Genomic DNA, 26,154 nt, shown 5'->3' on the forward strand with positions numbered 1-26,154 from the left:
CAGATCCTCACTATTTTGTAAAAAAAAATAACCTCTAGTATAGATATAAAGGAATTATGAAAGTGTTTAGTTAAAAAAATATTGTGAAAATTAGTTATATAAATGAAAACAGAATTTCAGCTAAAATTAGATTTAGTAGAGTCCATATTAGTCAACAAATTTACACAACTAACCCTAGAGGAGATTCAAAAAATGCTTAATCTCAAAGAGGCTGATGTTACTCAAACACAGTTTTATCAAGAGGTGTTAGAAATTGGTGAGAAAAAAGGTTTACAACAAGGTTTACAACAAGGAGAAGCAAATCTAACTATACGCCAGTTAAAACGCCGTTGTGGTAATTTAACTGCTATTCAAGAGCAAAAAGTGCGATCGCTCTCAATTTCTCAATTAGAATCATTAGGAGAGGCATTATTGGATTTTCAAAATATGTCAGATTTGGAAAATTGGTTACAAGATAATCGCCGTTGATCTTAAAAGCGATCGCTAATTTATGAAATCTCAAATTAGTCCTTGGGGAAATTCCTTAGCCTTGAGAATCCCCAAGTATATTGCAGATAAATTGGCTTTATCAATCAATGATGAAGTTGACTGCCGTATTGAGCAAGGGCAACTCATGGTAAGACCAGTTCAAAAATTTCCCAAATACACCCTCTCACAACTCCTTAGCCAAGATTTAGAGCCAGAAGCGGAGATTGACTGGGGTAAACCAACAGGTAATGAAGAATGGTAGATTACGTCCCCCGTTATGGGGATCTTATCTGGCTAAACAAGGAGAACAACAAGGACTACAACAAGGGGAGTCCGTCCTGGTTTTGCGTCAACTCACTAGGAGGTTTGGGGAAATAGAATTTTCTATTAGGGAGAAAATCCAGAAGTTACCCACTACTGAGTTAGAGATATTGGGAGAAAGTTTATTGGATTTTTCCCAAATACAAGACCTGATAGACTGGTTAGCAGTTCATTAAACTGCTAACAAAAGAAGTGATTAGGGAGGGTTAAAGCGATCGCCCTTGAAGAATATAAACCCTTAATTTTTATTTAGCCCACGCAGGTGGACTTTGTTTGTGTAGTAGCGATTTATAATCGCCAATAGCGTAGTTAAACTCATAGATAATTATCCAAAGCATCAGGAGAACAAATCCATGGCAGCAATTACGGCCCGCGAACTAGAGTTGCAAATGCCCGATGCCAGTAAACTTTTAAGTGATGAACCAGAGATGGAAAGCTCCCTGCACTATATGCAACTGTTATTGCTAGTAACCTGCCTCGAATGGGCATGGCAAGAGCGGGATGATTTTTTCATTGGTGCAAACCTGACCATTTACTTCAGTCGCCAACAACTCAAAAATCGTGACTTTCGAGGTCCAGATTTTTTCCTAGTCAAAAACACCACCAGAGAACCACGCAACTCATGGGTGGTCTGGGAAGAAGACGGGCGTTATCCCGACCTGATTATTGAATTACTGTCCGACTCCACCGCCAATGTAGATCGCACCACCAAACTAGACTTATACGCAGAGAGATTTCATACCCCTGAATACTTTTACTTTTCACCCCAAACCTTAGAATTTGCAGGATTTAGGCTAAATTTCAATCAATATCGCCCTATTCCCCCCAATGATCAGGAATGGCTATGGAGTGAATCCCTGGGCTTTTTCCTGGGTATTCACAATGGCCAATTGCGTTACTTCTCCTTAGAAGGAACTATTATCCCTACCCCCCAAGAAGCCGCCAAAGATGAAATACTCAAAGCCAACCAAGCAATTAAAATAGCAAAACAAGAATCTCAAAGGGCTGAACAAGAATCTCAAAGGGCTGAACAAGAATCTCAAAGGGCTGAACAAGAATCTCAAAGGGCTGAACAAGAATCTCAAAGGGCTGAACAAGAATCTCAAAGGGCTGAACAAGAATCTCAAAGGGCTGAACAAGAATCTCAAAGGGCTGAACAAGAATCTCAAAGGGCTGAACAAGAATCTCAAAGGGCTGAACAAGAATCCCAAAGGGCTGAACAAGCTAATAGGGAGTTGTATGAATTAAAGCAAAAAATGCGATCGCTTGGTATTTCTCTTGACTAAGCCTTGATCAATAGACATCACCAAAAAAGAAGCCTTCACCCTATAAAATAAGATCATAATATGCCCGACTTTTCCGAGAAGTCGGGGATTTTAAATTCTAGGGTAGCGGCAATTGAGATATACTTTGTTTATCTTGCTTGAAAGCGATCGCTCTTCTTTATGAAATCTCAAATTAGTCCTTGGGGATTGTAACCTTATTTTAAGATAAACAATTAAAGGTAAAAAATGAGCGAAAATTGTCGAGCGATAGCGAAGCGCTGCTGCAAGCAGTTCGCCCTTAGTGCTGAAAAATGAAGTTATGTAGAGCGATCGCTACTGAACATATAATGTGATGCCAAAAGCAGATAAACTCTTTTACTAACTAAATGAATTCAGATAAATTACTAGAATTAATTACATTGGGTGAAAACTCTCAAATTGAGTTTAAATCTGGAGAGTTTCGCAATGAAAGTCTAGCTAAAGAAATTGTAGCCTTTGCCAATATGCGGGGCGGCAAAATTCTCATTGGTGTAGAAGATAATGGGCAAATATCTGGGGTAAAAGATACTCATCTTTTAATGGAAAAAATTATCCAAATTTGTAGAAATAATATACAACCCCCTATAATTCCTGAATTATTTTCCGTATCCTCTGGTGAACAGAAAGTTGTCATTATTGAAGTAGAAAAAGGTTTTTTCAAGCCTTACAAAGTTAAATCTCTCAATCGTTACTACATTCGTGCTGGTACTGCGGCAATTGAGCCAACTCAAGAAGAACTGATTAGATTATTACAAGATGGTGGACAATTTCATTTTGAGGTTTCAGCATTACCCAACACTGGTATATCTGATTTAGATCCATTAAAGATAAACCATTATTGCCAAGAAATCAGAGGACTATCAGCAGAAGAAAATTGTCCACGGACGTGGTATAATCTTCAAGTATTAGATGAACAAGAACGATTAAATATCGCAGGAAGTCTATTTTTTTCCAGGCAAACTATGAAAATGCTACCACAGGCTGGCATTGAGTTAAATGCTTTTACGGGAGATGATGTAACTTCAGAGTTCTTAGACAGCCTTGATTTAGGAGAAACTATTCCCGAATGCATTCAAGCCGCAGAGTCATTTGTCCGTCGCAACTCTCGACATCATCCAGTATTTAATGTAGAACAAACCCGCCGACAAGACATTCCAGAATATGAACCTTTTGTGGTTCGTGAACTAATAGTTAATGCTTTTGCCCATCGAGACTGGTCAATATTTGGACAGCGTATTCGGCTATCATTATTTAATAATCGCCTAGAGTTGTTCTCACCCGGTAGTTTACCTAATACACTCAATTTAGATCGGGCTTTAGCTGGTATTTCTTATTACCGCAATCCTCTTATTGCCCAAATGCTCAAAGATTATGGTTTCATGGATAGGTTGGGGCGTGGACTACAAAAAATTATTAAGTTTTATAATTTTCATAGTAGCCCTTTGTATCAAAAGTCGCCATTTTTTGAAAATGGTGATGCCTATTTCCGTGCTACGGTCTATAAAGGGTAGACGATATGCCAGAAGAGAAGTATCAGCGCTGTACTAGTATGGCAACTGAATATATAATCTGATCATGCCCAGATCCTCGACTTCATCAGAGCAGTTGATCATTTATGGACACAATAAATCAAAGAAATCGGGGATCTGAAACTCTAGGGTGGGGGTAAGTGAGATATACTTTGTTTATCTTACTTGAAAGCGATCGCTTGGTTAAATGAAACTCTTTAGCAGCTATCAATTTTCAACAACTAGGCAGTTAAAATATGTTATATTATTTACCAAACTTCTACCCATGTCATATCCAGTTAAGCTATCACGCAGTTATATTTTATAATTCTAATATGGCTAGATCTTGTGCTACTGGCATCCTGACCGCTAGAATTATGCAGTACAACTTCTTTAGAGGTTGAAATTTAATGTCAACTCGCTCGGAAAAAGCTATTTACTGGCTTAAGTTACTTAGTAAATTTGTTTCTGTTCAATTGCTTGTTCAAGCATTAGGATTTGCCAGTGGAGTTTTGATTGTTCGTACCCTTAGTAAGGAGGAATATGCTTATTTTCTGATGGCTAATGCTTTCCAATCTACAATGGATATGATGTCTGATTTTGGGATTACTATTGGACTTAACTCAATTGGTGGTCAGGTTTACAAAGACTATGATAAATTTAGTCAGCTAATCAACACAGCTTTTTTTATCAGACGTTATTTAACTGTTATTTCAACTGTTATAATTTCACCAATTTTATTTTTTCTATTATCTAATAATGGTGCTGTATTTAATACAAATATTTTACTTATAGTAGCGATATTAGTAGAATTACAATTCTACTCAACTAATAAAATATTAGGTATAGTTCCTAAGTTTAATGATAATTTTAACCAAATACAAAAGTTAGATTTAATTTCATCTTTTACAAGACTAACTGGGTTACTTATAGCATATATCTTGGGGATGAATGCAGTATTGGCTGCTTCTTGTTCTACTTTAGCTTCAGGCTTGTATAGTTTTTTTCTATCCAAATGGATAAAAGATAAAGATACCATTATTCCAGATGCACCAGTGAATTCTGAATATAAATATAAGATATGGAGTTTAATGAAAACCCAGTTTTTACCCACTACTTTTTATTGTTTTCAAGGACAAATAACAATTTGGCTTATAAGTATATTTGGAAATACTAGTAGTATCGCAGAAATTGGAGCATTATCAAGAATCGGTGTGATTTTAACAATTATTAATCCAGTAATCAATACTATTATTGTTCCCAAATATGCTCGTTGTCAGTCAACTCAATTACTACCAAGACGATATTGGCAGTTGATACTAGTTTATATCTTAATATCAGCGTGTTTATTATTATCAATGATCACTTTCTCTAAACAAGTTCTCTGGATTTTGGGAAGTCAGTATTCTCATTTAAATAATGAGCTTGTTTTAATCCTTATCACGAGCTTAATAACTTCTTTAACTACTATGATTTGGTCTTTAAATTATTCTAAGGGCTGGGTTAATGATTCCTGGCTGGCAATTCCTAGCACGATAATGATACAAATATTACTATTGTTCGTTTTAGACATTTCTACAGTAACAGGTGTAGTTTTATTTAGTTTATTTTCTGCTATACCTACTTTGTGTGTAAATTTATATATGAGCTATAAAGCAATGAGAGTATTGTCTGAAATCTAAATCTTGAATTTTGTCTACATTTTTATGTGTAACCCTCTTCTGTCAGATTGGGAAAATTCAATACCTGAAAGGTTTATGGGGCTTTGGTTTTGACATTTTATGCAGCAATTGTATTTTTAATACATAAAAAAGTGCCAAACCTTGATGCAATAAGAGTTCCAAAAGATGGATTCGATATTGTTTTCCGAGAGTGACAGAACAGGGGTAATCAAGTTATCCTCTCATAGTGAGAAGATAATAATTAAATTATTAACATCTATAGGTTTTAAGGCACATGAATTTAATTAGCGTTACTAGTAACATACTTCATCTTCTCCCTAAGTATTTACATTTACCAGTTGAATTTCAAGCTCGAAGAATTTCACAAAACTTAGAAAGGGAAATGTATTATCTACAAAGCCTAATCAATAAGTCAGGTCGTGCGATTGATATTGGAGCAAATAGAGGACTATATACTTATGCTCTTTCTAAACTATGTACTTCTGTTGAAGCACTTGAACCACAGCCTTGGTGTAGTGAGTTAATACGTGAATATAGTAAGAAATTTAATAAAAACATCAATGTGTATGATTGTGCTTTGTCTAATTCAAACTCCACTTTAGAACTAAATATCCCTATTCTACATGGTAGAATAAGAACTGGTTTGTTGACTGGATTAGCTAGTTTTAGTAAGCCAGAGGGTGAACATAAAATACTCAGTGTAAGTGTTAATTGCTTGGATGAATATAATTTCCAAGATGTTGTCTTTATTAAGATTGATGTTGAAGGTCATGAAAGCAAAGTTATTGAAGGTGCGGAAATGACTATTTTAAGAGATCATCCAATAATTTTGATAGAGATAGAGCAAAGGCATTTAGGCAATATCCCTATTGATGTGATTTTTAATCAAATAATATCACTTGGATATAATGGTTTTTTCTTACAAAGTGGTCAACTTACCCCAATAAACTTATTTGACGTAAATCTTCATCAAGATTTATCGCAAAATCAGATCCCGTATATAAATAATTTCATCTTTAAGCCTTCTGATTAAATATATCCATGATGTTAGTGATGTATAACAGACTAAAAAACTTAGTATTTCGCCTTCCCGTTCCTTTAGTTAACAGCAATATTAGAGCTAAAATTTTAAGAAGCAAAGGATCTAAAATTGGAGAGTACGTAAGCATAAATAAGCATTCTACCTTTGGAAATCCTAGCAACATAGAAGTTGGTGATGACTGTGTAATAGGTGGTAATGTATTTATGGATGGATGGTCTTCCATAACCATCGGTAGTCATGTAATCCTTAGCGAGTGCGTGACAATCTTAACTGGTAATCATGAATTACATACTCCCGATTTCGCAGGCAAATTATTACCAATTAAAATTGAAGATTATGTGTGGATAGCAACTAAAGCTATAATTCTGCAAGGGGTAACTATTGGTAGAGGAGCGGTAGTGGGAGCGGGTGCAGTTGTTAGAGAAGATGTTCCTCCGTTAGGTATCGTTATAGGTAATCCGGCTCAATTAGTAGGTTATAGACGTTGTAGTGACTTTACTCATAATCCTGGTAAATATCTTTATCTAGTACATTAATTAAATTTATGATGATTAAGCTTTTTTTGAAAAAAATTCCACTCTTGTGGTTAAGACAAAAATTATATTATCGCTTCTTTTCAAAACAAGCGCATAAATTATCCCATCTGTTTGACTCTGTTTATTTGGAATTTGCGCCGAATATCAGGCTTAAACCTGAACCAAAAGATGTAGGACACCAAGTAATAGCTTTCTGTGGTTTTTATGAATTAGAACTCACCCGTAAAATTTTTGCCTTAGCTAAAGAAGGTGGTTTATTTGTAGATGTAGGCGCAAATTATGGGTATTTCTCCTGTTTATGGGCTGCCGCAAATCCAAAAAATCGAGTTATAGCCTTTGAAGCTTCTCCGAGAAATACCTCTCCTTTGCGGGAAAATATTACCAATAATAATTTTCAATCTCGTGTAGAGATTCATGATATTGCGCTAGGAAAAGAGGTAGGTAATCTACCGTTTAGTTTCATGTCCGAAGAGCAAACAGGATGGGGTGGTTTGTCTCTTAAAGATGAAATGAACACCATTAATGTACCTGTTGTTACGTTAGATCAATTTTGGGCAGAAAGTTCATATTCAACTTCAACGATTGATATGTTAAAAATTGATACAGAAGGAGCAGATACATGGGTGCTTCAAGGAGCATATCAACTACTTAAAGAAAAAAGAATAAAGCATATCTTTTTTGAAGAAAATAAAGTGCGGATGTCGGCTTTGGGTATTTTATCAGAGACAGCAAAGGATTTACTCTTATCATGTGGGTATCAAATTACCCCGATGGGATCGGGAGAATGGTATGCAACACTCATAACAGTGAATGAGTAAATTAAAATGTTTCATGAAATCTCTGCTTCAGGTCTTCTCTGGACAAGTGATTTAGACATCTTGTATGCACATTTAATTACCACCAGATGTCTATTTTGGTTGTCTTCATTACAAAGACAATTAGCAACAAGATTGACACAATTAAGCGATCGCTTACCTGGAAGGCAAATATTCAGAAACTTTCAGAAACCTACGAAGAATGGGTTAAAGAACACCAAAAATTGCACTATTGATTATAATTTAAATTGTCCCCCGACTTTCCTATAGCTAAATATATGAGCGAAAAATACAATAGTGCCAAAGAATGGCGTAAGGCAAATTACCAAAAATTAAAACAATATCGTGGAGAATGGATTATTTACACTAAAGATGGTGTAGTAGCTCATCACCAAGATTATAGAATCATGACACAGCAAATTGACCTTCAGAACTTAAAATCTTCTGACTACATCACTGAGCGTATCTACGAAAACGAATTTGTTGAGCCAGTTAAATTTTTACCAGTGCGTTTTAGAACAGTTAAAAAACATGATTGGCAGCCAAAATACGAAGTCTGTCTAACTTTTCAAAATTCTAAAATCCTGGAAATGCTCGTAGATTCTGGTTCAGATATTAGCCTAATTACGCTTTATTTAGGTACAGATTTGGGATATGCCCTCTCTCAAGGAGAAGTTCTTAGTAATGGAGAGGGGGTAGGAGGGAGTGTACAATATGTACTCCGACAAGTTGAAATGCAGATTGATGATTATACCTTTTCTGCTCCTGTTGCTTGGTTACAAAATGAGGATTGCCAGGAAGTTTTATTAGGTAGAGAAATCGTGTTTGATTTATTTGATATTGAATTTAAACAAGCTGAGGAGAAAATAATATTCAAATATAGGGGATAACTACTGGTAAGTGACAAAATAACTGCAACTACTGTAACTAAATAATTAAATCGCTGGAGATAATGCGAAACCCAGTTCCTAATTCTACAGAGTTTTATTCTGAATAATTCCGAATTGCTATATCAAGACAACAATGTTTTAATAGGTAGGAGCATAATAGCCAAAATTATATTAACTTGATTAATGTAATATTCCTGAGAATCAATTAAAACAAGATTATCTTTTAAAATCAGAAATTTCCAAACAGTTCCCGTCGAAACCACACCATAAATTTCCGGTAAAGGGTGATGTTCTTGTTGATTAAATATTTGGGCGGCTACCATTTCAGCAATACATTGCCCTAAACCACCCTTAATATTTTCATTTTTAGCTTCCACAATCGTAACTACTGGTACAGTAATAAAATACTGTTCCTTTGAGCAGCTAATAATATAGTCACAATAGCCAGATAACCCTTTTTCCTGATCAACATCAAATTCAGTTCCAGAAAATAAACTGATTTGATAGTTAGCTAGACGACGTACTTCTGCTAAAATAGGAGCAATTAAAAATTCAGAACGGGCTTTTTCCGTATTAATAGCAGTTGCTAGAGGTAAGTATTCCTTCAGTGTTTGCTTCAGATAATCAGATAATACAAGACCTTCGACTTCAGTAAATAGATTATGATCTTCCTCGATAATTAAGTTGAAAGCCCTTTTAACTTGATCAAGTGTGGTAAATTCAGTGTATGACATGGATTTGAGATTTGAGTTTTATAAATTTTCTGAAATTATCCTGTTATCAAGCAAATTAGGAATACACCATGGGTAATTTAGTTAACGTTACTTTCATTGTAGTCCAACTTTTCCATGCAATTAGAGCCTGTTTTGTAACTATGATCAAAATGCGGTTTCATTAAATTAATAAGTATTTGCCCAAAGCCCAGACTAATTTTTTTGCAAAAGATACCAAATGGTTTCTATGGAGGATTATGCTTTAAATTTAGTTTGTTTGTTCCACCAAATATCTGTGTTTCATATTTTATGAATAAATTTAACCAATTAGTAACAATTACACCTAAAACCCATCCTCATGTATGTGGTGTTGGTGATTATACAGTTAACCTAGCTAAATACTGTAAAACTTACCATAATATAGATATTGACTTACTAGTTGAAAAAGGTTGTCAAGCCACTTCTGAACCAGTAAATATCCTACCATATATAGAAGATTGGTCTTTAGAAAGTTGTCAAAAAACTATCAACCGGCTAGAAGCAGAAAATGTAAGAACTGTAATTTTGCAGTACGCTCCTGGATTATATTTAAAGAAAGGCTATGATCGTAATTTCATAATATTTTGGCAAGAATGCGCCAAAAGATTTAAAACTTTACTGATTGCTCATGAAACCTATTACTGGTTTATTAAATATCCAGGTACATGGGTGAATGGCATTATCCAGCAGTATGTTCTTCGCTCTATAGTTAATACCAGTCATCATATCTTTTGTGGTTCTGAACTTTATCTCAAACACATAAAACGCTTTAGTAACAGTCATGACAAAATTCACTACTTACCTATACCGAATAATATTCCCCCTCAATATTTCTCTGATGAGCAAAAGCAAGCACTACGCCATCATTTAGGTATTCCTCCACAGCAGATTGTTTTAATTCTTTTTGGTTGTTTGGCCTCAATTCGCCAAAATTGGGTAGAAAATTTAGATGTTTATCTCAGAAAATTAGGATATTCAATAACTTGGTTGCTCTTAGGAGAAGCTAAATCTGTTAAAATTCACTTCTGTAATCCGGTGATTCGCCCTGGTTATCTATCTGCACAAGGTTTATCATACCATTTACAAATTTCTGATTTACTGTTAATGCCTCATGAGTTTGGTGTCAGCGCCAAACGTACATCATTAATGTCTGCTTTAGAACATGGTTTACCAGTGGTTGGGACTGATGCTAGATTAACCGACTCATTTTTACGACAATTATCTAGTATATTTTTATCCCCAGATGGCAATTACCAAGCTTTTCAAGAGCAATTACTCAATGTTTTGCAGCAAAGGTCTAATTTAAAAGGTGCTATCCAAGTAACTCAAGAGTATTACCAAAGTAATCTTAGTTGGAATGCCGTCACCACAACACTCCTACCCTATTTATAACCTTAACTATGTTGCGTAGATCGTCAGCTAAAGTTTCTATTTTTTTACATACACTACTATTTTTAATAGTTGCTGCTTCTGCTCTAAATTATTGGTATGTAGCAGAATATGCTATTAAGGTGAGTTGGAATACTTATTACTACCAAAAATCCAGTTACATCTCATTAGTCCCTGATTGGCAAAAGGGTTTAAAGGATTTATTTGCCTTTTTACTGTTAATCGGAAGTTTATGGTTTCCGGCAACTACTCCTAATCAAGATTTAATTAAAAATAAAGATTTAACTACTTGCTATGCTCTAAATATTGTAGTTTTAGGTATTGCGATCGCTCGTAGTATTGCTAGTAACTTTACACTTGTAATGATCTTCAATTCTGTAAGACCTTTTATCCATCTTGTTGGATTATTTGTTTTTTGTCATCGTCATCTTCAACCTTACTATTTAAGATGGGTCTTAGAGGCTATTAATGTTTTGGCTTTAATTCAGGTATTTTATGCCTACTGGCAACGCCAAAGTGCCTTACAATACAACAATATAGATTTGTTAAATTCTGGCACTGCTCGTGCTGTTGGCACTTTTATTGGTCCTAATACAATGGCACTGTTTTTAGCTATGGTGTTTTACATAAATCTGTCTGTTTTACCACAACGCAAATGGCGATTTTTAATATTGTTACTTTGTGGAGTAGGGATTTTCTTTTCTGGCTCTAGAACAGGATTATCATTAATTCTTATGCTTTCTATAATTGCATCCTATAGAAAAATTAACAAAGTATATATTAATATTTCTAAAAATAACCTATTAAATTTATTGATAACGATGCCAATAATTTCAATAATATTCATTAATATTATTAACAATGTGAATAGTATTAGTAGCCGTGCATTTTCATCAACTACAATTGATGGTAGGGTAGACATATTTATATCATTAATTGATCGATCAGATATATGGTCATTATTATTTGGTCATCATTTAGGATATGGTTCAAATATAGTTCAAATATTATCTGCATCATCGGAAAAAACATTAGATAACTCAACTCTTTTTATTAGTGATTCTACCTTGGCTTTTTTGTTAGGACAATTTGGTGTTTGTGGTTTATTAGTTGTGGGTATTGTGATATATATACTTTTTCAAAAAATGCCGAAATTTATATATACAGAAAATCCTTATTTGGCTTTAGTTTTTACTGGCAATCTCAATAAAGATAAAATTGGTTTTTTAGTGTGTTTAATTGCTATTTTAGCAACTATTATTATCTTTGAAACCTATGCTGTTTTACCCATTTTAACTTCAATTTTGTTTTATTTTCAAATGCCAGATGTTCTATTCAATAGAAATAAATTATATTAGTTGCAGATTATTTATAGTTCTTTGTTTGGTTCGCTGATATTAACCATAATTCACCTGCATTGGAAATGAGGATTTCAGGTTTATACTGCTTTTTTCATCCAAGCGTTAGAGGATATTTCACCGCATAGTGATCGCCTTATATTCATGAAAAATGATGCTAACTAAGTCCACGGACGACTTACAGTTCTAGGAAACGTCCCTACAAGGGTTAAGTAGATGGGTGGAGGAAAATCAAAATATATTTCGTTTTCTGAAATGGCTAAAACTCAACCACAATAACGCATTGAGATGAATTTACATATCGTTACACATTTTGGTTATTTTACGTCCACCTACTTATAGGATTTCGTTAAAACCTAAAAAAACTATGAATCAAGTTAACTTTCACCTCTGGTTTCCCAACTTATTTGAATTTACAGGGGGTATTCAAACATACTGCTGTTTTTTCCTCCAAGCCATTCAAAATATCTACCCCGATACTGATTATGATATCTTGATCAAACATGATAGACATTCCTCACCCAACTTCTCAACCCTAGCCCCTACTACATTTCACTTTGCTGGATCTATACCATTACCACTGAGAACACCTGTATTTGCAGCCCAGCTAATTGGTTGGGGAATCTGGAAACGCCCAAAATTAATCATTACCGGACACCTGAATTTTACCGTGGCAGCCTACTGGCTAAAACGGTTGACAAATATCCCTTATTGGACTACTGCTTATGGTATCGAGGCCTGGGATGTAAAAAACCCAGCTTTACAAACAGCTTTACATCATGCAGACCTGATTTTAGCAATTAGTAGCTATACCCGCGATCGCCTAATCAAAGAACAAAACCTCGACCCGAATAAAATTGTTATTTTACCATGCCAGTTTGAGCCTAGTCGCTTTCAAATAGCCCCAAAACCTGCTTATTTATTAGAAAAATATGGACTAAGGCGCGAACAACCTATAGTATTAACTGTAGCTCGACTAGCGGAAGTCGAACGCTATAAGGGTTATGACCAAGTTCTCAAAGCACTTCCTCAAATTCGTCAGCAAATTCCCGATGTTCACTACATCCTTGTGGGTAAAGGAAATGACGAAACTAGAATTAAGCAATTAATTACCCAACTCGGATTACAAGATTGTGTTACCTTAGCTGGATTTATTCCTGATGAACAACTGTGTGATTACTACAATCTCTGTGATATTTTTGCTATGCCCAGTAAAAAAGAAGGATTTGGTATTGTCTACTTAGAAGCCTTAGCTTGTGGTAAACCTGTATTGGGAGGTAATCAAGACGGTGCAACGGACGCGCTTTGTCATGGTAAACTAGGGGCGTTAGTAAATCCTGACGATGTAAGTGAAATTACTCAAACTATTATTCAAATTTTACAAAATACATATCCCAACCCTTTAATGTATCAACCAGAATCCTTGCGTCAACAGGTCATTGATAACTTTAGTTTCGAGCAGTTTCAGAAAACATTGGCTGGATATTTGCAGGATTTTGACGGCTGGAACTCAGGGAATAAATCCCCGGCCTGATATAATTGTGACAACGGCAATGAAACATAGTAGCTAGTTAATTATGTATCAAAAAGAAGCACCTCCTCACAAAACCATGCCCACAATGTATGATTTACCCAGCGAAGCTGTTGAAGAAGAATTAGACTCTATACATCCCCGTCCACCATGGGAAACCATGCCCACAATGTATGATTTACCTAGTGAAAATCCAGAGGAGCCAGGTTTGCCAGACGAATTTCATGATTTTCAACCGCAATTATTACGGGAAACCTGTCAATCTACCATTTATCCCAGGGAGGAAATGTTCATTGGTACAGATTTAAACTTATACTATGATGGTCGTCATTATTCATGGTATAAAAGACCTGATTGGTTTTTAGTCTTAGGTGTAGCTGCTTCTGAAAAACAAGAAGATATGCGGTTGAGTTATGTAATTTGGCAAGAAGGATTAGCTCCATTTTTAATAGTAGAATTATTATCACCAGGTACGGAAGCAGAAGACTTAGGACAAACATTAAGAAGCGCGAACAAACCACCCACAAAATGGCAAGCCTATGAACAGTGTTTGCGATCGCCCTACTATGTTATCTTTGATAGGTATGAAAATAAATTACGAGTATTTCAATTGGTTGGTACAAGATATCAAGCAGTAGAACTTGTAGAGCCAGAATTCTGGTTTCCTGAATTGGAATTAGGAGTAGGAGTTTGGTCGGGAAAATATCAAGGTACAGAAGGTTTATGGCTACGTTGGTACAATCAAAATGGTGATTGGATTCCTACTTTTGCTGAACGAGCAGAACAGGAAAAACAGCGAGCAGATAAATTAGCTGAAAAATTGCGAGTTTTGGGAGTCAATTTAGATGAGATTTAGGTGAAATTTAAACATGATTATCATAGATATATATCTATTTAATTCATAGTTAAATCCAATGATTAAATTCCCGATTTTATACCAATTCATAGTGTTTTATATAGCAATAAAAAATAAAAAATAAAAAATATGTGCGGAATTGCGGGTATTATCAGACTAAATACCAATAATGGAAGATTAGAAGCAAAAATCGAAAAGATGCAAACTGCACTCAAACATCGTGGACCAGATGATGCAGGTATTTATATTTCAACTGACAAACAAGCAGCTTTAGCTCACACTCGGCTTTCTATTCTTGATCTCAGTGCTGCTGGACATCAACCCATGTCCACCACTGACAACCGCTATCATATTACATTTAACGGAGAAATTTACAACTTTCAAGAACTACGAGAAAATCTTATTTCTCAAGGTGAAAAATTTCATTCCCAAACAGATACAGAAGTCATTCTTAAACTATATCAAAGAATCGGTTCCGATTGTGTCCAACATTTACGAGGAATGTTTGCTTTTGCGATTTGGGATGATTTAGAAAAAACTTGTTTTTTAGCTCGTGACCATTTAGGAATTAAACCACTTTATTATTACCAATTAGGTACAACTTTAGTATTTGCGTCCGAACTCAGAGCGGTTTTAGTATCTGGTTTACCTGCAATTAATATGAGTTTGGAAGGATTATATGGTTATTTAACAACTGGTTCAGTTCCCGAACCATACACCCTAATCGCTGACATTTATTGTTTATCCGCTGGTAATTGGCTATATTGGCAGGATGGAAATATTACTAAAAAACAATATTGGCAAATAAATTTTACTCCTGAAAAAATTTCTCCTCCAGAAGCGCGAGAAATAGTCCGTAAAGCTTTATTAGATTCCATTCAACATCATTTTATTAGTGATGTACCCGTAGGAATTTTCCTCAGTGGTGGTATTGACTCTACAACCATTCTCGGTTTAGCAACCCAAACTCAAAAATCACAATTATCTACCTATTCCATAACTTTTGCTGAATCGGAGTTCAATGAAGGAGAATTAGCTCAAAAAATCGCTAATCATTTCGGTGCAAAACACACAGAATATCAAGTTACATCATCCTTTGCTAAGACCATATTACCAGATTTCCTCGCAGCAATTGATCAACCAAGTATTGATGGCTTTAATACATTTTGTGTCTCTAAAGTTGCCCATGATCATGGCATGAAAGTAGTATTATCAGGTTTAGGAGGAGATGAAATATTTGGTGGATATCAGTCATTTCAAAAAGTTCCCCAAATGGTAGAATGGAGTAAAAAACTAAATATATTACCTTTCCTACGTACGGGTTTGGGTATAGGATTAGAAAGTTGGGGAAATTCACCAAGAATAAAAAGATTCGGTGATTTTTTAACACAAACCCCTAGTTTTGCTTCTGCTTATGGTACTTTTCGCGGTATTTTTTCTCATCAAGAAGCTTGTATGATTATTAATCAATTATCAATAAGCACCCCGATATTACCCCCCTTAGTCCCCCCTTATCAAGGGGGGAAACCGGAATCTAGTTCCCTCCCCTTAGTCCCCCCTTATCAAGTGGGGAAACCGGAATTTAGTTCCCTCCCCTTAGTCCCCCTTATCAAGTGGGGAAACCGGAATCTAGTTCCCTCCCCTTAGTCCCCCCTTATCAAGGGGAGAAACCGGAATCTAGTTCCCTCCCCTTAGTCCCCCCTTATCAAGTGGGGAAACCGGAATCTAGTTCCCTCCCCTTAGCAAGGGGAGGGTTAGGGTGGGGTTCTACTCCAGAAGATGAAGTTAGCTTTTTAGAACTAAGTTGTTATATGCGTAATCAATTACTACGAGATAGCGATGTAATGAGTATGAATTGGGGTCTAGAATTGCGTGTTCCTTTTGTGGATAAAAATTTATTAGAAGCTGTTGCACCAATTCCTAGTAATATTCGTTTAGCACAGGGGAAAAAACTGTTAACACAAGCAATTACAGAAATACCTGATTGGGTAATAAATAGACCAAAAAAAGGCTTTTCTTTTCCCTTTGAAAGTTGGATGAATAGTGAATTTGGTGATTATTTTGATAATGTCCATCAAAACCTCAATATCCCACTAAATATACCCCTTAAACCTTGGTATCGTCGTTGGAGTTTAGCAATATTACACCATTGGTGGGAGCAGATTAACTTATGAAAGTTCTCCATATAATTCCTTCAGTTGCGACGGTTCGCGGTGGTCCGAGTCAGGCTATTTTAGAAATGGTGAAAGCTTTAAGAAAAAATGATATTGACGCGGAAATTATCACTACTAATGATAATGGAGAAGATATATTAGATGTACCTTTAGGAAAATTTATAAATTATCAACAAGTTCCTGTCCAGTTTTTTCCCCGATTTTCTCCTGCTATTCACTTTTTGAGAGAATTTGCTTTTTCGAGAGAATTAACAATGTGGTTATGGCAAAATATCCATAATTATGATTTATTACATATTCATGGTATTTTCTCCTATGCTCCGAGTATAGCAATGGTGATCGCCCGCTGTCAAAAAGTTCCTTATATTGTTCGTCCTTATGGACTACTTTGTGAATGGTCATTACAGCAAAAAGAGCGCAAAAAAAAGCTTTATCTTAAACTCTTAGAAACAGCTAATCTTAATCACAGTCAATCAATTCATTTTACATCAATTTTAGAACAAAAAGAAGCATCACTATTAAATTTGACTTCTTCCAGTTTTATCCTTCCCCTTGGTATTTATGCCCCTCAAAGAATTCTTAATACTCGTGAAAAGCTAAAAAAACACCTTAACATCCCCGCAGATGAACCAATTGTCTTATTTTTATCTCGCTTACATCCTAAAAAAGGTTTAGATTACTTAATTCCCGCATTAGGTAAGTTATCTCATTACCGCTTCACATTTATTATCGCAGGTAGCGGCGATTTAGATTATGAAAATGAGTTAAAAACCCTAGTTACAACTCATGGAATTAAAGAGAAAACATATTTTGCCGGATTTGTCAAGGGTGAAATCAAGGATTTATTAATGCAAGGAGCAGATATATTTGCGCTAACTTCCTATTCCGAAAACTTTGGTATATCAGTTCTAGAATCCCTAGCTGCGGGTACTCCAATTATAATTACCCCTGGTGTAGCACTCAGTGATATAGTCCAGCAACAACATCTGGGATATGTTACAGAACTTAATATTAATGATATCGCTACCACAATTCAAAATTTCTTAGATCATCCTCAAGCAGCTAAAAAAATGGGTGATAGTGCTAGGAAATTTATTTTAGATAATTATACATGGGATAGCATATCATTAAAAATGATTTCTGTTTACCAAGAAATTACCCCCCTTAATCTTCCTTTGTAAAGGGGGGAGACAGAACTTATTCCCCTCTCTTTGATAAGGATAGGGTTAGTGTGAGAAAGACATAAAAAAATCTGCTTTTCCCGCTTATATGAACTTTGTTAAATCCAAATGTTCTTCGATTTGAGTCGCTAAAGAATCTAACATTTGCTCTCTCTGTTCTTTGTAGTTAGCCACACCTGTAGGTAAAGATTTTAAACCCCGTTGTTGTCTGAGACGATTTACCCAAGCGCGTCGCCAAGGTCCATTATCGAAAATTCCATGGAGATAAGTTCCCCAAATTGATTGACAACTATCTACTAACCCTAAATTAGCATCATCAAATAGAGGTTGACAAGATTTTTGATCTCCGGGGTTTTCTATGCGCGAGCGCCCTTGATGAATTTCAAACCCAGTAACGGGTAAACCCGCTTGCGGATAATTAGAAGTGACTTGACGCTGACGGGCGACTTTTTGTCCTGTTATTACTGTTTTAATTGGTAATAAATTTAACCCTTGATATTTACCAGATTGTCCTTCCATTCCTTCTGGGTCTATTATAGTTTGTCCCAGCATTTGGAAACCACCACAAATACCTAAAACCGTTCCACCAGAAGCTGCGTAGTTTTGAATTGCTTCCGCCATACCGCTTTTTTGTAACGCTATTAAATCAGCAATGGTGGTTTTTGTCCCTGGTATAATTACTGCATCTGGATGTCCTAATTCTTGCTTATAATGCAAATATTTGACTGTTATTGATGGTTCTGATTCTAGGGGGTCAAAGTCGGTAAAATTGGCAATTCTGGGTAAACGAATCACCGCAATATTCAACTCAGAATTAGCTTTTGCGGGTTTGCGTTCTAGTAAATCTAGGGAATCTTCTGCGGGGAAAACCTGTTCTAAATAGGGAATAACACCCACAACAGGTATACCTGTCCGTGCTTCTAACCATTTAATTCCAGGTTCAAGAATTGATCTTTGTCCGCGAAATTTGTTAATAACTACACCTTTAATTAAGGCGCGTTCATCTGGTTCTAAAAGTTCTAATGTCCCGACGACATGAGCAAATGCCCCTCCTCTGTCAATATCCACTACTAATAATGTTGGTGCATTTAAGTATTTAGCAACCCGCATATTAGTTAAATCTTTGTGTTTAAGATTGATTTCTGCGGGACTACCAGCACCTTCACAAACTAAGGCTTCAAACTCCGTTGATAAGTATTGTAAACATTCTTGAATAGTCTGCCAACCGATATCAAAATACTGTTCATAGTAGTCTGTGGCACTGACTCTACCTATAGCTTTACCTTTAAGAATGATTTGAGATGTCATATCCCCTTGAGGTTTAAGCAGAATTGGATTCATTTCTACTATAGGTGCTACTCCCGCTGCCCAAGCTTGTACCGCTTGAGCATAGCCAATTTCACCTCCGCTGGCGGTAACATAGGCATTTAAAGCCATATTTTGACCCTTAAAGGGGGATACTCGCAACCCGCGCCGGGAAAGAATCCGACAAATAGCTGTGGTTATCAGTGATTTTCCCGCGTGGGATGTCGTTCCCACTACCATAATTGATTTCATTTTTAACTACTATTGAGTATGTTTAGATTCAGTAGTGCATCAGTGAATAAACTGTTATTTTTTGAAGTTGTATAAGTATGGTGGACGTGATGCCCACCGGACAAGACTTTTAACTACAATTAATTTTTTAGTCAAAAGGGTAAACGTAACCAACGGGTGATAAAATCATTTAAGCGATCGCTCAGTGTAGCACTAGGATAATTGTGATCTTTTAACTTTCCGATCAATTGATAGCCAAGGGGGGTTAAGCGAAAACTGTCTGTAATTCCCTGTCCGTCAACTTCTCGTCGCAACACGCCTACATCAATTAACCAAGCTAAAGCATTTTCACAACTTAATTCTGATAATGGACGGTTGGTGTAATTTTGCTTAACTCCTTTATCCATTGCTATAGCACCTAATGGGATACTTTGGCTAGTCATGGCCATAAACAAATTCAGATGGAAGGGGGAACAAATTAGCGATCGCTCGGCTCTTTTTAGGGCTTCCTTAGTGTAAACTAGGGGTTTAAGATTTGGAAAATCCACAGCAGACATTTTTTATTACTATAAATTGGGCTTTTTGTCAAGGCTTTGAAAATAAATACTTCTGAGGAAACATATTGAATAATCAAGTTATTTAAACATTGTAAATTATTATAAAATCTTGATTGCATGAATATTTTTTAAACAGGATAAGGTGAATTATGGCTCTAGCAGTTGGTACAGACGCACCTGCATTTACCACCAAAGATACTAACGGTAACACAGTTTCATTATCTGATTTTGCCGGTAAAACCGTGGTTCTCTACTTTTATCCCAAAGATGACACACCGGGCTGCACTAAACAAGCTTGCAGTTTCCGCGATGCTCAATCAGAATATACAAGCAAAGGTATCGTGGTGTTAGGTGTGAGCGCTGATGATGAAGCTGGTCATCAAGCTTTCACCAATAAGTATAATCTAAATTTCCCTTTATTGGCTGATACCAACAAAAGCATCATTACAGCTTATGATGTTGATGGTGGTGGTTATGCCAAGCGTGTTACCTACATTATTGATGGTAGTGGCAAAATCATTGATGTTGATGCTTCTGTTAACACTTCTACCCACGCTAGTGATGTTTTGGCAAAACTCGGTTAATCATCAGCATTGAGTTTTTTTCTCTGGGTTCTCTGTCTCTTGGCTAAAATAGTTTATTATCTAACCACAGAGGCACAGAGGACTCAGAGTTAAGATGTTAATTAACTGTTTATGAGGATTTTTTCCACCTTCAGGTTTTATTTATCTGATGATGGTAAAATCTGTGAAGGCCATGAATTTTGACCAGATTTAATTTTCGGTGTGTCTGGGTTTTGTTTATTCTGAGACTGAAGTAGTTTTTGTTGTTGAGCCTTAAATGCTGCTGCTGCTGCGTCTAATTGTTGATTTTGTTCATCAGCATTCCATTGGATACTACCAAAGTTTGCTCTATGAATCATGTCTAACATGAAGTTTGAGCCGTCACTAGACAAGGGATTATTATTTTGATTGCTTTCCGCGCTACCAAAGGGTTGATTAATATCAGCTAACGTGGGTTCTAACACTACAATAACAGCAAAGCTAATACCAGCGATGGTGGCGAGAATAATTTTGTGAACTGGTAAAAATGATTTGTTCATGAAAATCCCCCTGAATATATTTTAAGCAAGAGTTCGACGCAGTTGGGGTTGAATACTCAGTAAAGCCACAAATGCAAAACCTAGTAATACTAATAATGCTCCTCCAAAGGTAACATCTCCCCAAAAGGACTGCATGACGATATCATTTAATCCCCAACTGCTGTGTAAATACAAATAGCGAATTGGTTCAATTGCGTAACTGAGAGGGTTGAGGGTGGCGATAACCTGCAACCAACCGGGCATAAAAGATAAAGGTGCTAAGGCTGTGCTGGCAAATAATAGGGGTAAATTAGTAACAAAAATCACAGCAATGAGTTCAATGTGTCCGGGTAATGCCAAGGCTAAACCCAAAGAAATAGCGGTGACTCCCAATGCTAGTAAAAAGACGATGAGAGCGATCGCCCATAATCCTATAAAATTAGGTAAACCAGCCCCTAAAAATGCCGCTGCTGCCACAATTACCGCTGCTTGTAGTAAACTTTGGCTAATAATAAAGATAGCAGATGCCAAAACAATTGAAAAGCGTGAAGCTAAAGGGGCAACTAGCAACCGATTTAAAAAGCCAAATTCTCTGTCAAACATGACAGGTAAACCGGCATTTAAAGCTCCGGCAAAAGCGGTAAATACTATTACACCTGCCGCAAGAAATTGTCCGTAATTTGACGTACTACCAAATAAACCTTTAGGAGCATTTTGGAATAAAGCCCCAAATAAAACCAACCACATAACGGGCTGAATAATCCCTGCTATCAGGCTAGAAGGACGGCGTTGGAGTTGAATGAACAGACGACGAGTTAAAGCCAAAGTTTCTTGGAGAATTTCTGCCAGGAAATTGGAGTTTGTATGAACAACTACATTGGAGGCGGTTAATTCTTGCCAATCGAAAACTACTTTATCATTATTCATAGGGGATGGTCAAATTAAACGGTATCAATCATAAACATCTCCGTCATTTTTCATTGACAAAGAATGTTTATTATTCTTAATAATACATGATAACAAACTTCTAAAAGAAAGTATTGAACAGATGTAAGTAAATGGGAGTTATTGTCGTTGTAGCAAGGTTAAGAGGCACTCATGCAAGAGTAAAGAAGTTTTCAGTATAACCCAAAAACCCTATATCTATTCACATCATATCACCTCCCATGGATTTAGGGGTAGTAGTGATACTTATCTTTGTAGTTAATGTTCGAGGTACAGATAGAGCTAGTAAAATCATATTACTTGTCATGTAAGATAATAAAGTAGACCACAATAAATGATTGTTATGAAAATACCAAGCAGTGATAACTAACGGGATAAAAGCCACTACAAAAGATAATAATACGGTATTACGTAAAATTTCTCCTTCTTTCAAACCAATGAAATAACCTTCTAACATAAAAGTTATTCCCGTAATAACTGAAATAGGTAGTAACCAAATTGTATATTTATTAATATCTTGATTTAGTTCTGTATGATTAGTTAATAATCCAAATACCTGCTCAGGAAATAAAATAGCTGTACCAGCAAAACCTAATGCTATGACCACACTAGTAACTAAAGAAACTATCAATAAAGGGAACATTTGTTGAGTATTTCCTTTACTTTTAAAATTACCTGTCATAGTTTGCATTGTCAGTCCCACACCATTAATAGTGAATTGACTTAACAAAGCAATTTGTAATAACAAACCATTTTGAGCTAAAACAGTTGTTCCCATAGTTGCACTTAAATTAGTAAAAATAGAATAGACAGAAACTAAGACTAAAAACCGGATCAAAATATTGCCTTTTAAAGCAAAAGTTTCTTGTAATGCTACCCTATCAAATAATTCTTGAATAGCTGCTGGTACAGCTTGCCAAGGAATAGTATAAACCATCGATATTAAACCTACAATTAAAGCTAAATACTGACTTAATGCTGTAGCTAATCCTGCTCCGGTACTTGCCCAACCCCATTTAAAAATCATTAAATAATCTAACAATACATTAGAAGCATTACCGACAATTGACATTAATAACATTACCCAATTCATTTCCCGACCTAAAAACCAACCGAATAAAACAAAATTGATTAATACAGCAGGTGCACCCCAAATCCTTGCATAAAAATAATCAACTCCAGCGGCTTCAATATCTGAAGAACCGGTTAAAATTAAAAAGCCAATTTTTTGTAAAGGATATTGTAATAAAAGAATAATTAAACCCACAAATAAAGCAATTAAACCACTACGTAATCCAGCTAAAATTACTGCTTTATCATCATCTTTACCAACAGCTTGAGCAGTGATAGCATTAGTGCTAGAACGCATAAATTTTAAGACTCGATAAAGATAATCAAATAAAATAGTTGCTAAAATTACTCCGGCTAAATGTCGAATATCTGTTAAATGCCCTAAAAAAGCAATATCTACCAAACCAGCCAAAGGAACCATCATATTACTAAGTACACTGATACTGGAAAGGCGATAAAATCTGCCTAAGAAATTGTAGTTATGGGAATCTGTAGATATCATCTTTATCAAAGTTGTTTGATTTTTGATCCTATTGTATCTTATTCCCAATAATAATTCTGTATGAAGATATCCTGAATTATTATAAACAAACCAGTCCAGACATAAAGAACTCAAAAATAGAAATCCCCGACTTCTTCAAGAAGTCAAGGATCTTATTTACAAATTCCCCTCATATTTAAGTTTAAGATTTACTAGAGTGCCCTTTGAGGCTTTATAATTACTCAACTATATTAACTATTTCAGAACTAGCTAATGTTGGTGTGGTCAAAATTTGCGAGTACAAGTTTCCGGTTTTTTGACGAGCGACAATTGGTAAAACTTGACGAGCATGAGCCGCAACTGCCACTGTTTTTACATCATAGGTTTGTGTAATCATTTTAGGATAAAAACCAATGCCGATGATAGGAATAAACAAACAAGCAGTAATGAACAATTCACGAGGCTTAATATCCAGAACTACAGGATCTAAATGTAAGTCTTCATTCTGTTGACCATAGAACACTTGCCGCAACATGGAAAGCAAATAAATGGGGGTCAAAATTACGCCAACGGCTGATAAAAAGATGACTACAATTTTGAAGCTAGAACTGTAAACATCGCTGGTAGCAAGACCTAAAAACACCATCAATTCACCGACAAAACCACTCATACCAGGTAAAGCTAAAGAAGCCATTGAACCTATGGTAAAAAGCGCGAAAGTTCTGGGCATTACTTTACCTATACCACCCATTTTATCCATTACCAATGTGTGAGTACGTTCGTAAGTTACACCGGATAAAAAGAATAAACTAGCAGCAATTAAACCGCGAGAAACCATTTGTAATACAGCACCGCTAATACCCAGTTCTGTATAAGATGCAATTCCAATTAACACAAAGCCCATGTGGGCAATTGAAGAGTAAGCTAAACGGCGTTTGAGGTTAGTTTGAGCAAAGGCGCAACAAGCACCGTAAACAATATTAACTACACCTAAAACCGCTAAAACTGGTGCAAAGATGACATGAGCATCAGTTAACATTTCTACATTAAAACGTAATAGAGCATAGCCACCCATCTTTAACAAGACACCAGCTAAAATCATTGAACCGGGGGTAGACGCTTCACCATGAGCATCAGGCAACCATGTATGTAAGGGAAAAATGGGTAGTTTGACACCATAGGCGATTAAGAAACCTGCATACAGTGCGAGTTCTAAGGCTTTAGGATACTCTTTCATTCCCAATTCGGTCATATTGAAGGTGAAGTTATCACCATAGGCAGCCATAGCGAAACCAGCTACCAAAATGAAAATAGATGCAGCGGCGGTATAGATAATAAATTTGGTAGCTGCGTAACGGCGGTTTGCACCTCCCCAGATGGCAATTAGCAAATAAACGGGTACTAACTCAACTTCCCACATCAAGAAGAACATTAACAAGTCTTGAGAAAGAAATACACCTAGTTGAGCGCTGTAGAGTATCAACATCAACCCATAAAATAAACGCGGCTTGGTGGTTACTTTCCAAGCCGCGAATACTGCGAGTGTGTTAATGAAGCCTGTTAGAAGTATCAAGGGCATTGATAAACCATCAATACCCAGTGACCAATTTAAGCCTAGCTGCGGTATCCACGGATAGCTTTCTGTCATTTGCAAGGCTGAACTTTGGAAGTCGTAACCCTGCCAAATAGTGAAGATAATCAACGCAAAGTCTAATAATGCCACCCCCAAGCCGTACCAGCGGACGGTTTTACCTTCTTTGTCGGGAATGATAGGAATTGCGAGGGCTGCCACCAAGGGCAGGAAAATTATGGCTGATAACCAAGGGAGTTCTATGGCATTCATCACTTTTGACAATATGTTTTTGATTTCACTTTTGTTTACATTATATTAAGGAATCGTTACGCTTGTAAACAATTTCTTATGAAGATTTTCGATTTCGAGGATGAGTAGTCATAAATACTTACTAAATTATGCTGTGAGTTCATTGTAAATGTAAATTTTTGTAACGTCAACAAAAAAACAGCGATATTAGTCGCTGTCTTTGGTTATCATGGGTCGCTTAAGGATAAATCAAATTTTTATCAAAGTTATTTATGTTACTCAAACAATACGGTTGACAATCATCCAGACTTCTCCATCAGAACGAACAAAAGGGACAGAAATGGTCTTAAAGCCTGTGATAAAAGGTTTGTAGTAAACTTGCCAATACATGGGACTAAGTTCGTCAGCACAGCTTTTTAGGAGTTTAATTTCCTTGGCCAGTTCCCCAGCTAGTTCATTAACTCGTTCAGCATGAATCTGAGCAATTTTTTTGGCTTCTTCTAGTTGTTCTTGTTGTTGAGAGATGCGGATAGACATAGGCAAGTACCGATTGAGATGAGCTTTTCTTTGTTGAATTTGCTTTTCGAGAAAATATATAGCATCGTCTATACCTTTAAGTTCAGCGGATAATTGCACATTTTCTCTAGCTTGACGACGGTAAGCTTCAACTATGGCTAGGGGTGAGTCATTTTCGCTAGATTCTACATGATGATTAGTCAGTGCAGCGCGTTCTTGCTGGAGTGCTTGGATTTGAGATTTCAGTGCTGCTATTTCTGACTGAATTTTTTCCATATTATGATGGTTGGTTGGTAGTTTGAAGTCTTTTAAGTTTTAATTATCTAATCTATCTTCCC

At 36.0% G+C, this 26,154-nt stretch carries 25 protein-coding genes and 1 pseudogene; 18 read left to right on the forward strand and 8 right to left on the reverse strand.

The features are described from left to right. The first annotated feature begins 102 nt into the window (after nucleotides 1–102). The 10 genes from H6G44_RS14960 to H6G44_RS15005 all read left to right on the forward strand — a co-directional run bounded on the left by H6G44_RS14960 (nucleotide 103) and on the right by H6G44_RS15005 (nucleotide 8,566). Complete coding sequence (locus H6G44_RS14960) at nucleotides 103–468, forward strand: DUF4351 domain-containing protein (protein ID WP_242031757.1); 366 nt, start codon at nucleotides 103–105, stop codon at nucleotides 466–468. 22 nt (nucleotides 469–490) lie between these two features. Beyond that, nucleotides 491–730 carry an AbrB/MazE/SpoVT family DNA-binding domain-containing protein gene (locus H6G44_RS14965; protein WP_190387341.1) on the forward strand — a complete coding sequence of 80 codons (240 nt, stop codon included), beginning with the start codon at nucleotides 491–493 and terminating at the stop codon, nucleotides 728–730. Next, a complete protein-coding gene (locus tag H6G44_RS14970) occupies nucleotides 717–965 on the forward strand; it encodes a DUF4351 domain-containing protein (RefSeq protein ID WP_190387342.1) in 249 nt (82 codons plus the stop codon). Before H6G44_RS14965 ends, H6G44_RS14970 begins: the two co-directional genes overlap by 14 nt. 177 nt (nucleotides 966–1,142) lie before the next feature. Continuing rightward, a complete protein-coding gene (locus H6G44_RS14975) occupies nucleotides 1,143–2,075 on the forward strand; it encodes a Uma2 family endonuclease (RefSeq protein ID WP_190589299.1) in 933 nt (310 codons plus the stop codon). A 365-nt stretch (nucleotides 2,076–2,440) separates the two neighbouring features. After that, the gene (locus H6G44_RS14980; protein WP_190387344.1) at nucleotides 2,441–3,604 is read left to right on the forward strand and encodes an RNA-binding domain-containing protein; all 1,164 of its coding nucleotides are present in this window, start codon (nucleotides 2,441–2,443) and stop codon (nucleotides 3,602–3,604) included. Between the two features lie 407 nt (nucleotides 3,605–4,011). Then, nucleotides 4,012–5,283 carry a lipopolysaccharide biosynthesis protein gene (locus tag H6G44_RS14985; RefSeq protein WP_190387345.1) on the forward strand — a complete coding sequence of 424 codons (1,272 nt, stop codon included), beginning with the start codon at nucleotides 4,012–4,014 and terminating at the stop codon, nucleotides 5,281–5,283. Between the two features lie 274 nt (nucleotides 5,284–5,557). Continuing rightward, on the forward strand, nucleotides 5,558–6,316 hold the full coding sequence (locus H6G44_RS14990; protein ID WP_190387346.1) for an FkbM family methyltransferase: 759 nt from the start codon (nucleotides 5,558–5,560) through the stop codon (nucleotides 6,314–6,316). 20 nt (nucleotides 6,317–6,336) lie between these two features. Then, the gene (locus H6G44_RS14995; RefSeq protein WP_190387347.1) at nucleotides 6,337–6,861 is read left to right on the forward strand and encodes a DapH/DapD/GlmU-related protein; all 525 of its coding nucleotides are present in this window, start codon (nucleotides 6,337–6,339) and stop codon (nucleotides 6,859–6,861) included. Between the two features lie 8 nt (nucleotides 6,862–6,869). Then, entirely contained in the window at nucleotides 6,870–7,679 is an 810-nt protein-coding gene (locus H6G44_RS15000; protein WP_190387348.1) for an FkbM family methyltransferase, read from the forward strand. A 275-nt stretch (nucleotides 7,680–7,954) separates the two neighbouring features. Next, the gene (locus H6G44_RS15005; RefSeq protein WP_190387350.1) at nucleotides 7,955–8,566 is read left to right on the forward strand and encodes a retropepsin-like aspartic protease; all 612 of its coding nucleotides are present in this window, start codon (nucleotides 7,955–7,957) and stop codon (nucleotides 8,564–8,566) included. A 122-nt stretch (nucleotides 8,567–8,688) separates the two neighbouring features. Here the strand turns inward: H6G44_RS15005 and H6G44_RS15010 are convergent, their stop codons facing one another. Continuing rightward, nucleotides 8,689–9,300, reverse strand: coding sequence for a hypothetical protein (locus H6G44_RS15010; protein ID WP_190387351.1), 612 nt, complete (start codon nucleotides 9,298–9,300; stop codon nucleotides 8,689–8,691). 288 nt (nucleotides 9,301–9,588) lie between these two features. Here H6G44_RS15010 and H6G44_RS15015 point away from each other — a divergent pair, with 288 nt between their 5' ends. From H6G44_RS15015 to H6G44_RS15045, 7 genes and pseudogenes are all read left to right on the forward strand, one after another. After that, nucleotides 9,589–10,710 (forward strand): glycosyltransferase family 4 protein, encoded by a 1,122-nt coding sequence (locus tag H6G44_RS15015; RefSeq protein WP_190387352.1) that lies wholly within the window; start codon nucleotides 9,589–9,591, stop codon nucleotides 10,708–10,710. An 8-nt stretch (nucleotides 10,711–10,718) separates the two neighbouring features. After that, complete coding sequence (locus tag H6G44_RS15020) at nucleotides 10,719–12,065, forward strand: hypothetical protein (protein WP_190387353.1); 1,347 nt, start codon at nucleotides 10,719–10,721, stop codon at nucleotides 12,063–12,065. Nucleotides 12,066–12,432: 367 nt separating this feature from the next. Further along, entirely contained in the window at nucleotides 12,433–13,599 is a 1,167-nt protein-coding gene (locus tag H6G44_RS15025) for a glycosyltransferase (protein WP_190387354.1), read from the forward strand. Between the two features lie 43 nt (nucleotides 13,600–13,642). Continuing rightward, nucleotides 13,643–14,452 (forward strand): Uma2 family endonuclease, encoded by an 810-nt coding sequence (locus H6G44_RS15030; RefSeq protein WP_190387355.1) that lies wholly within the window; start codon nucleotides 13,643–13,645, stop codon nucleotides 14,450–14,452. A gap of 129 nt (nucleotides 14,453–14,581) precedes the next feature. Continuing rightward, nucleotides 14,582–16,099: an asparagine synthase (glutamine-hydrolyzing) gene (asnB, locus tag H6G44_RS15035; RefSeq protein WP_242046778.1), complete on the forward strand. Its 1,518-nt coding sequence runs from the start codon at nucleotides 14,582–14,584 to the stop codon at nucleotides 16,097–16,099. Nucleotides 16,100–16,227: 128 nt separating this feature from the next. After that, nucleotides 16,228–16,626, forward strand: a pseudogene (locus H6G44_RS15040) (asparagine synthase-related protein); the annotation flags it as partial. After that, nucleotides 16,623–17,807, forward strand: a complete 1,185-nt coding sequence (locus H6G44_RS15045) for a glycosyltransferase (protein WP_190387356.1) — start codon at nucleotides 16,623–16,625, stop codon at nucleotides 17,805–17,807. The pseudogene H6G44_RS15040 and the gene H6G44_RS15045, both read left to right, overlap by 4 nt. Nucleotides 17,808–17,891: 84 nt before the next feature. Here the strand turns inward: H6G44_RS15045 and cobQ are convergent, their stop codons facing one another. Further along, on the reverse strand, nucleotides 17,892–19,364 hold the full coding sequence (cobQ, locus tag H6G44_RS15050; protein ID WP_190387357.1) for a cobyric acid synthase CobQ: 1,473 nt from the start codon (nucleotides 19,362–19,364) through the stop codon (nucleotides 17,892–17,894). 131 nt (nucleotides 19,365–19,495) lie between these two features. Further along, on the reverse strand, nucleotides 19,496–19,900 hold the full coding sequence (locus tag H6G44_RS15055; protein WP_190387358.1) for an Npun_F0494 family protein: 405 nt from the start codon (nucleotides 19,898–19,900) through the stop codon (nucleotides 19,496–19,498). Between the two features lie 149 nt (nucleotides 19,901–20,049). Between H6G44_RS15055 and H6G44_RS15060 the strand changes: the two genes are divergently transcribed. Next, nucleotides 20,050–20,484 carry a peroxiredoxin gene (locus tag H6G44_RS15060; RefSeq protein WP_190387359.1) on the forward strand — a complete coding sequence of 145 codons (435 nt, stop codon included), beginning with the start codon at nucleotides 20,050–20,052 and terminating at the stop codon, nucleotides 20,482–20,484. Between the two features lie 137 nt (nucleotides 20,485–20,621). Here the strand turns inward: H6G44_RS15060 and H6G44_RS15065 are convergent, their stop codons facing one another. From H6G44_RS15065 to H6G44_RS15085, 5 genes are all read right to left on the reverse strand, one after another. Beyond that, a complete protein-coding gene (locus H6G44_RS15065; RefSeq protein WP_190387360.1) occupies nucleotides 20,622–21,002 on the reverse strand; it encodes a hypothetical protein in 381 nt (126 codons plus the stop codon). 21 nt (nucleotides 21,003–21,023) lie between these two features. Then, nucleotides 21,024–21,908: an ABC transporter permease gene (locus tag H6G44_RS15070; protein WP_190387361.1), complete on the reverse strand. Its 885-nt coding sequence runs from the start codon at nucleotides 21,906–21,908 to the stop codon at nucleotides 21,024–21,026. A 220-nt stretch (nucleotides 21,909–22,128) separates the two neighbouring features. Continuing rightward, nucleotides 22,129–23,499 carry a guanitoxin biosynthesis MATE family efflux transporter GntT gene (gntT, locus tag H6G44_RS15075; protein WP_190387362.1) on the reverse strand — a complete coding sequence of 457 codons (1,371 nt, stop codon included), beginning with the start codon at nucleotides 23,497–23,499 and terminating at the stop codon, nucleotides 22,129–22,131. Nucleotides 23,500–23,716: 217 nt separating this feature from the next. After that, complete coding sequence (locus H6G44_RS15080) at nucleotides 23,717–25,321, reverse strand: NAD(P)H-quinone oxidoreductase subunit 4 (RefSeq protein ID WP_190387363.1); 1,605 nt, start codon at nucleotides 25,319–25,321, stop codon at nucleotides 23,717–23,719. Nucleotides 25,322–25,579: 258 nt separating this feature from the next. Next, complete coding sequence (locus H6G44_RS15085) at nucleotides 25,580–26,092, reverse strand: hypothetical protein (protein WP_190387364.1); 513 nt, start codon at nucleotides 26,090–26,092, stop codon at nucleotides 25,580–25,582. Nucleotides 26,093–26,154 lie beyond the last annotated feature (62 nt).

The organism is Aphanizomenon flos-aquae FACHB-1287, from assembly GCF_014698755.1.
In the GTDB taxonomy this organism is placed as follows: domain Bacteria; phylum Cyanobacteriota; class Cyanobacteriia; order Cyanobacteriales; family Nostocaceae; genus Dolichospermum; species Dolichospermum flosaquae.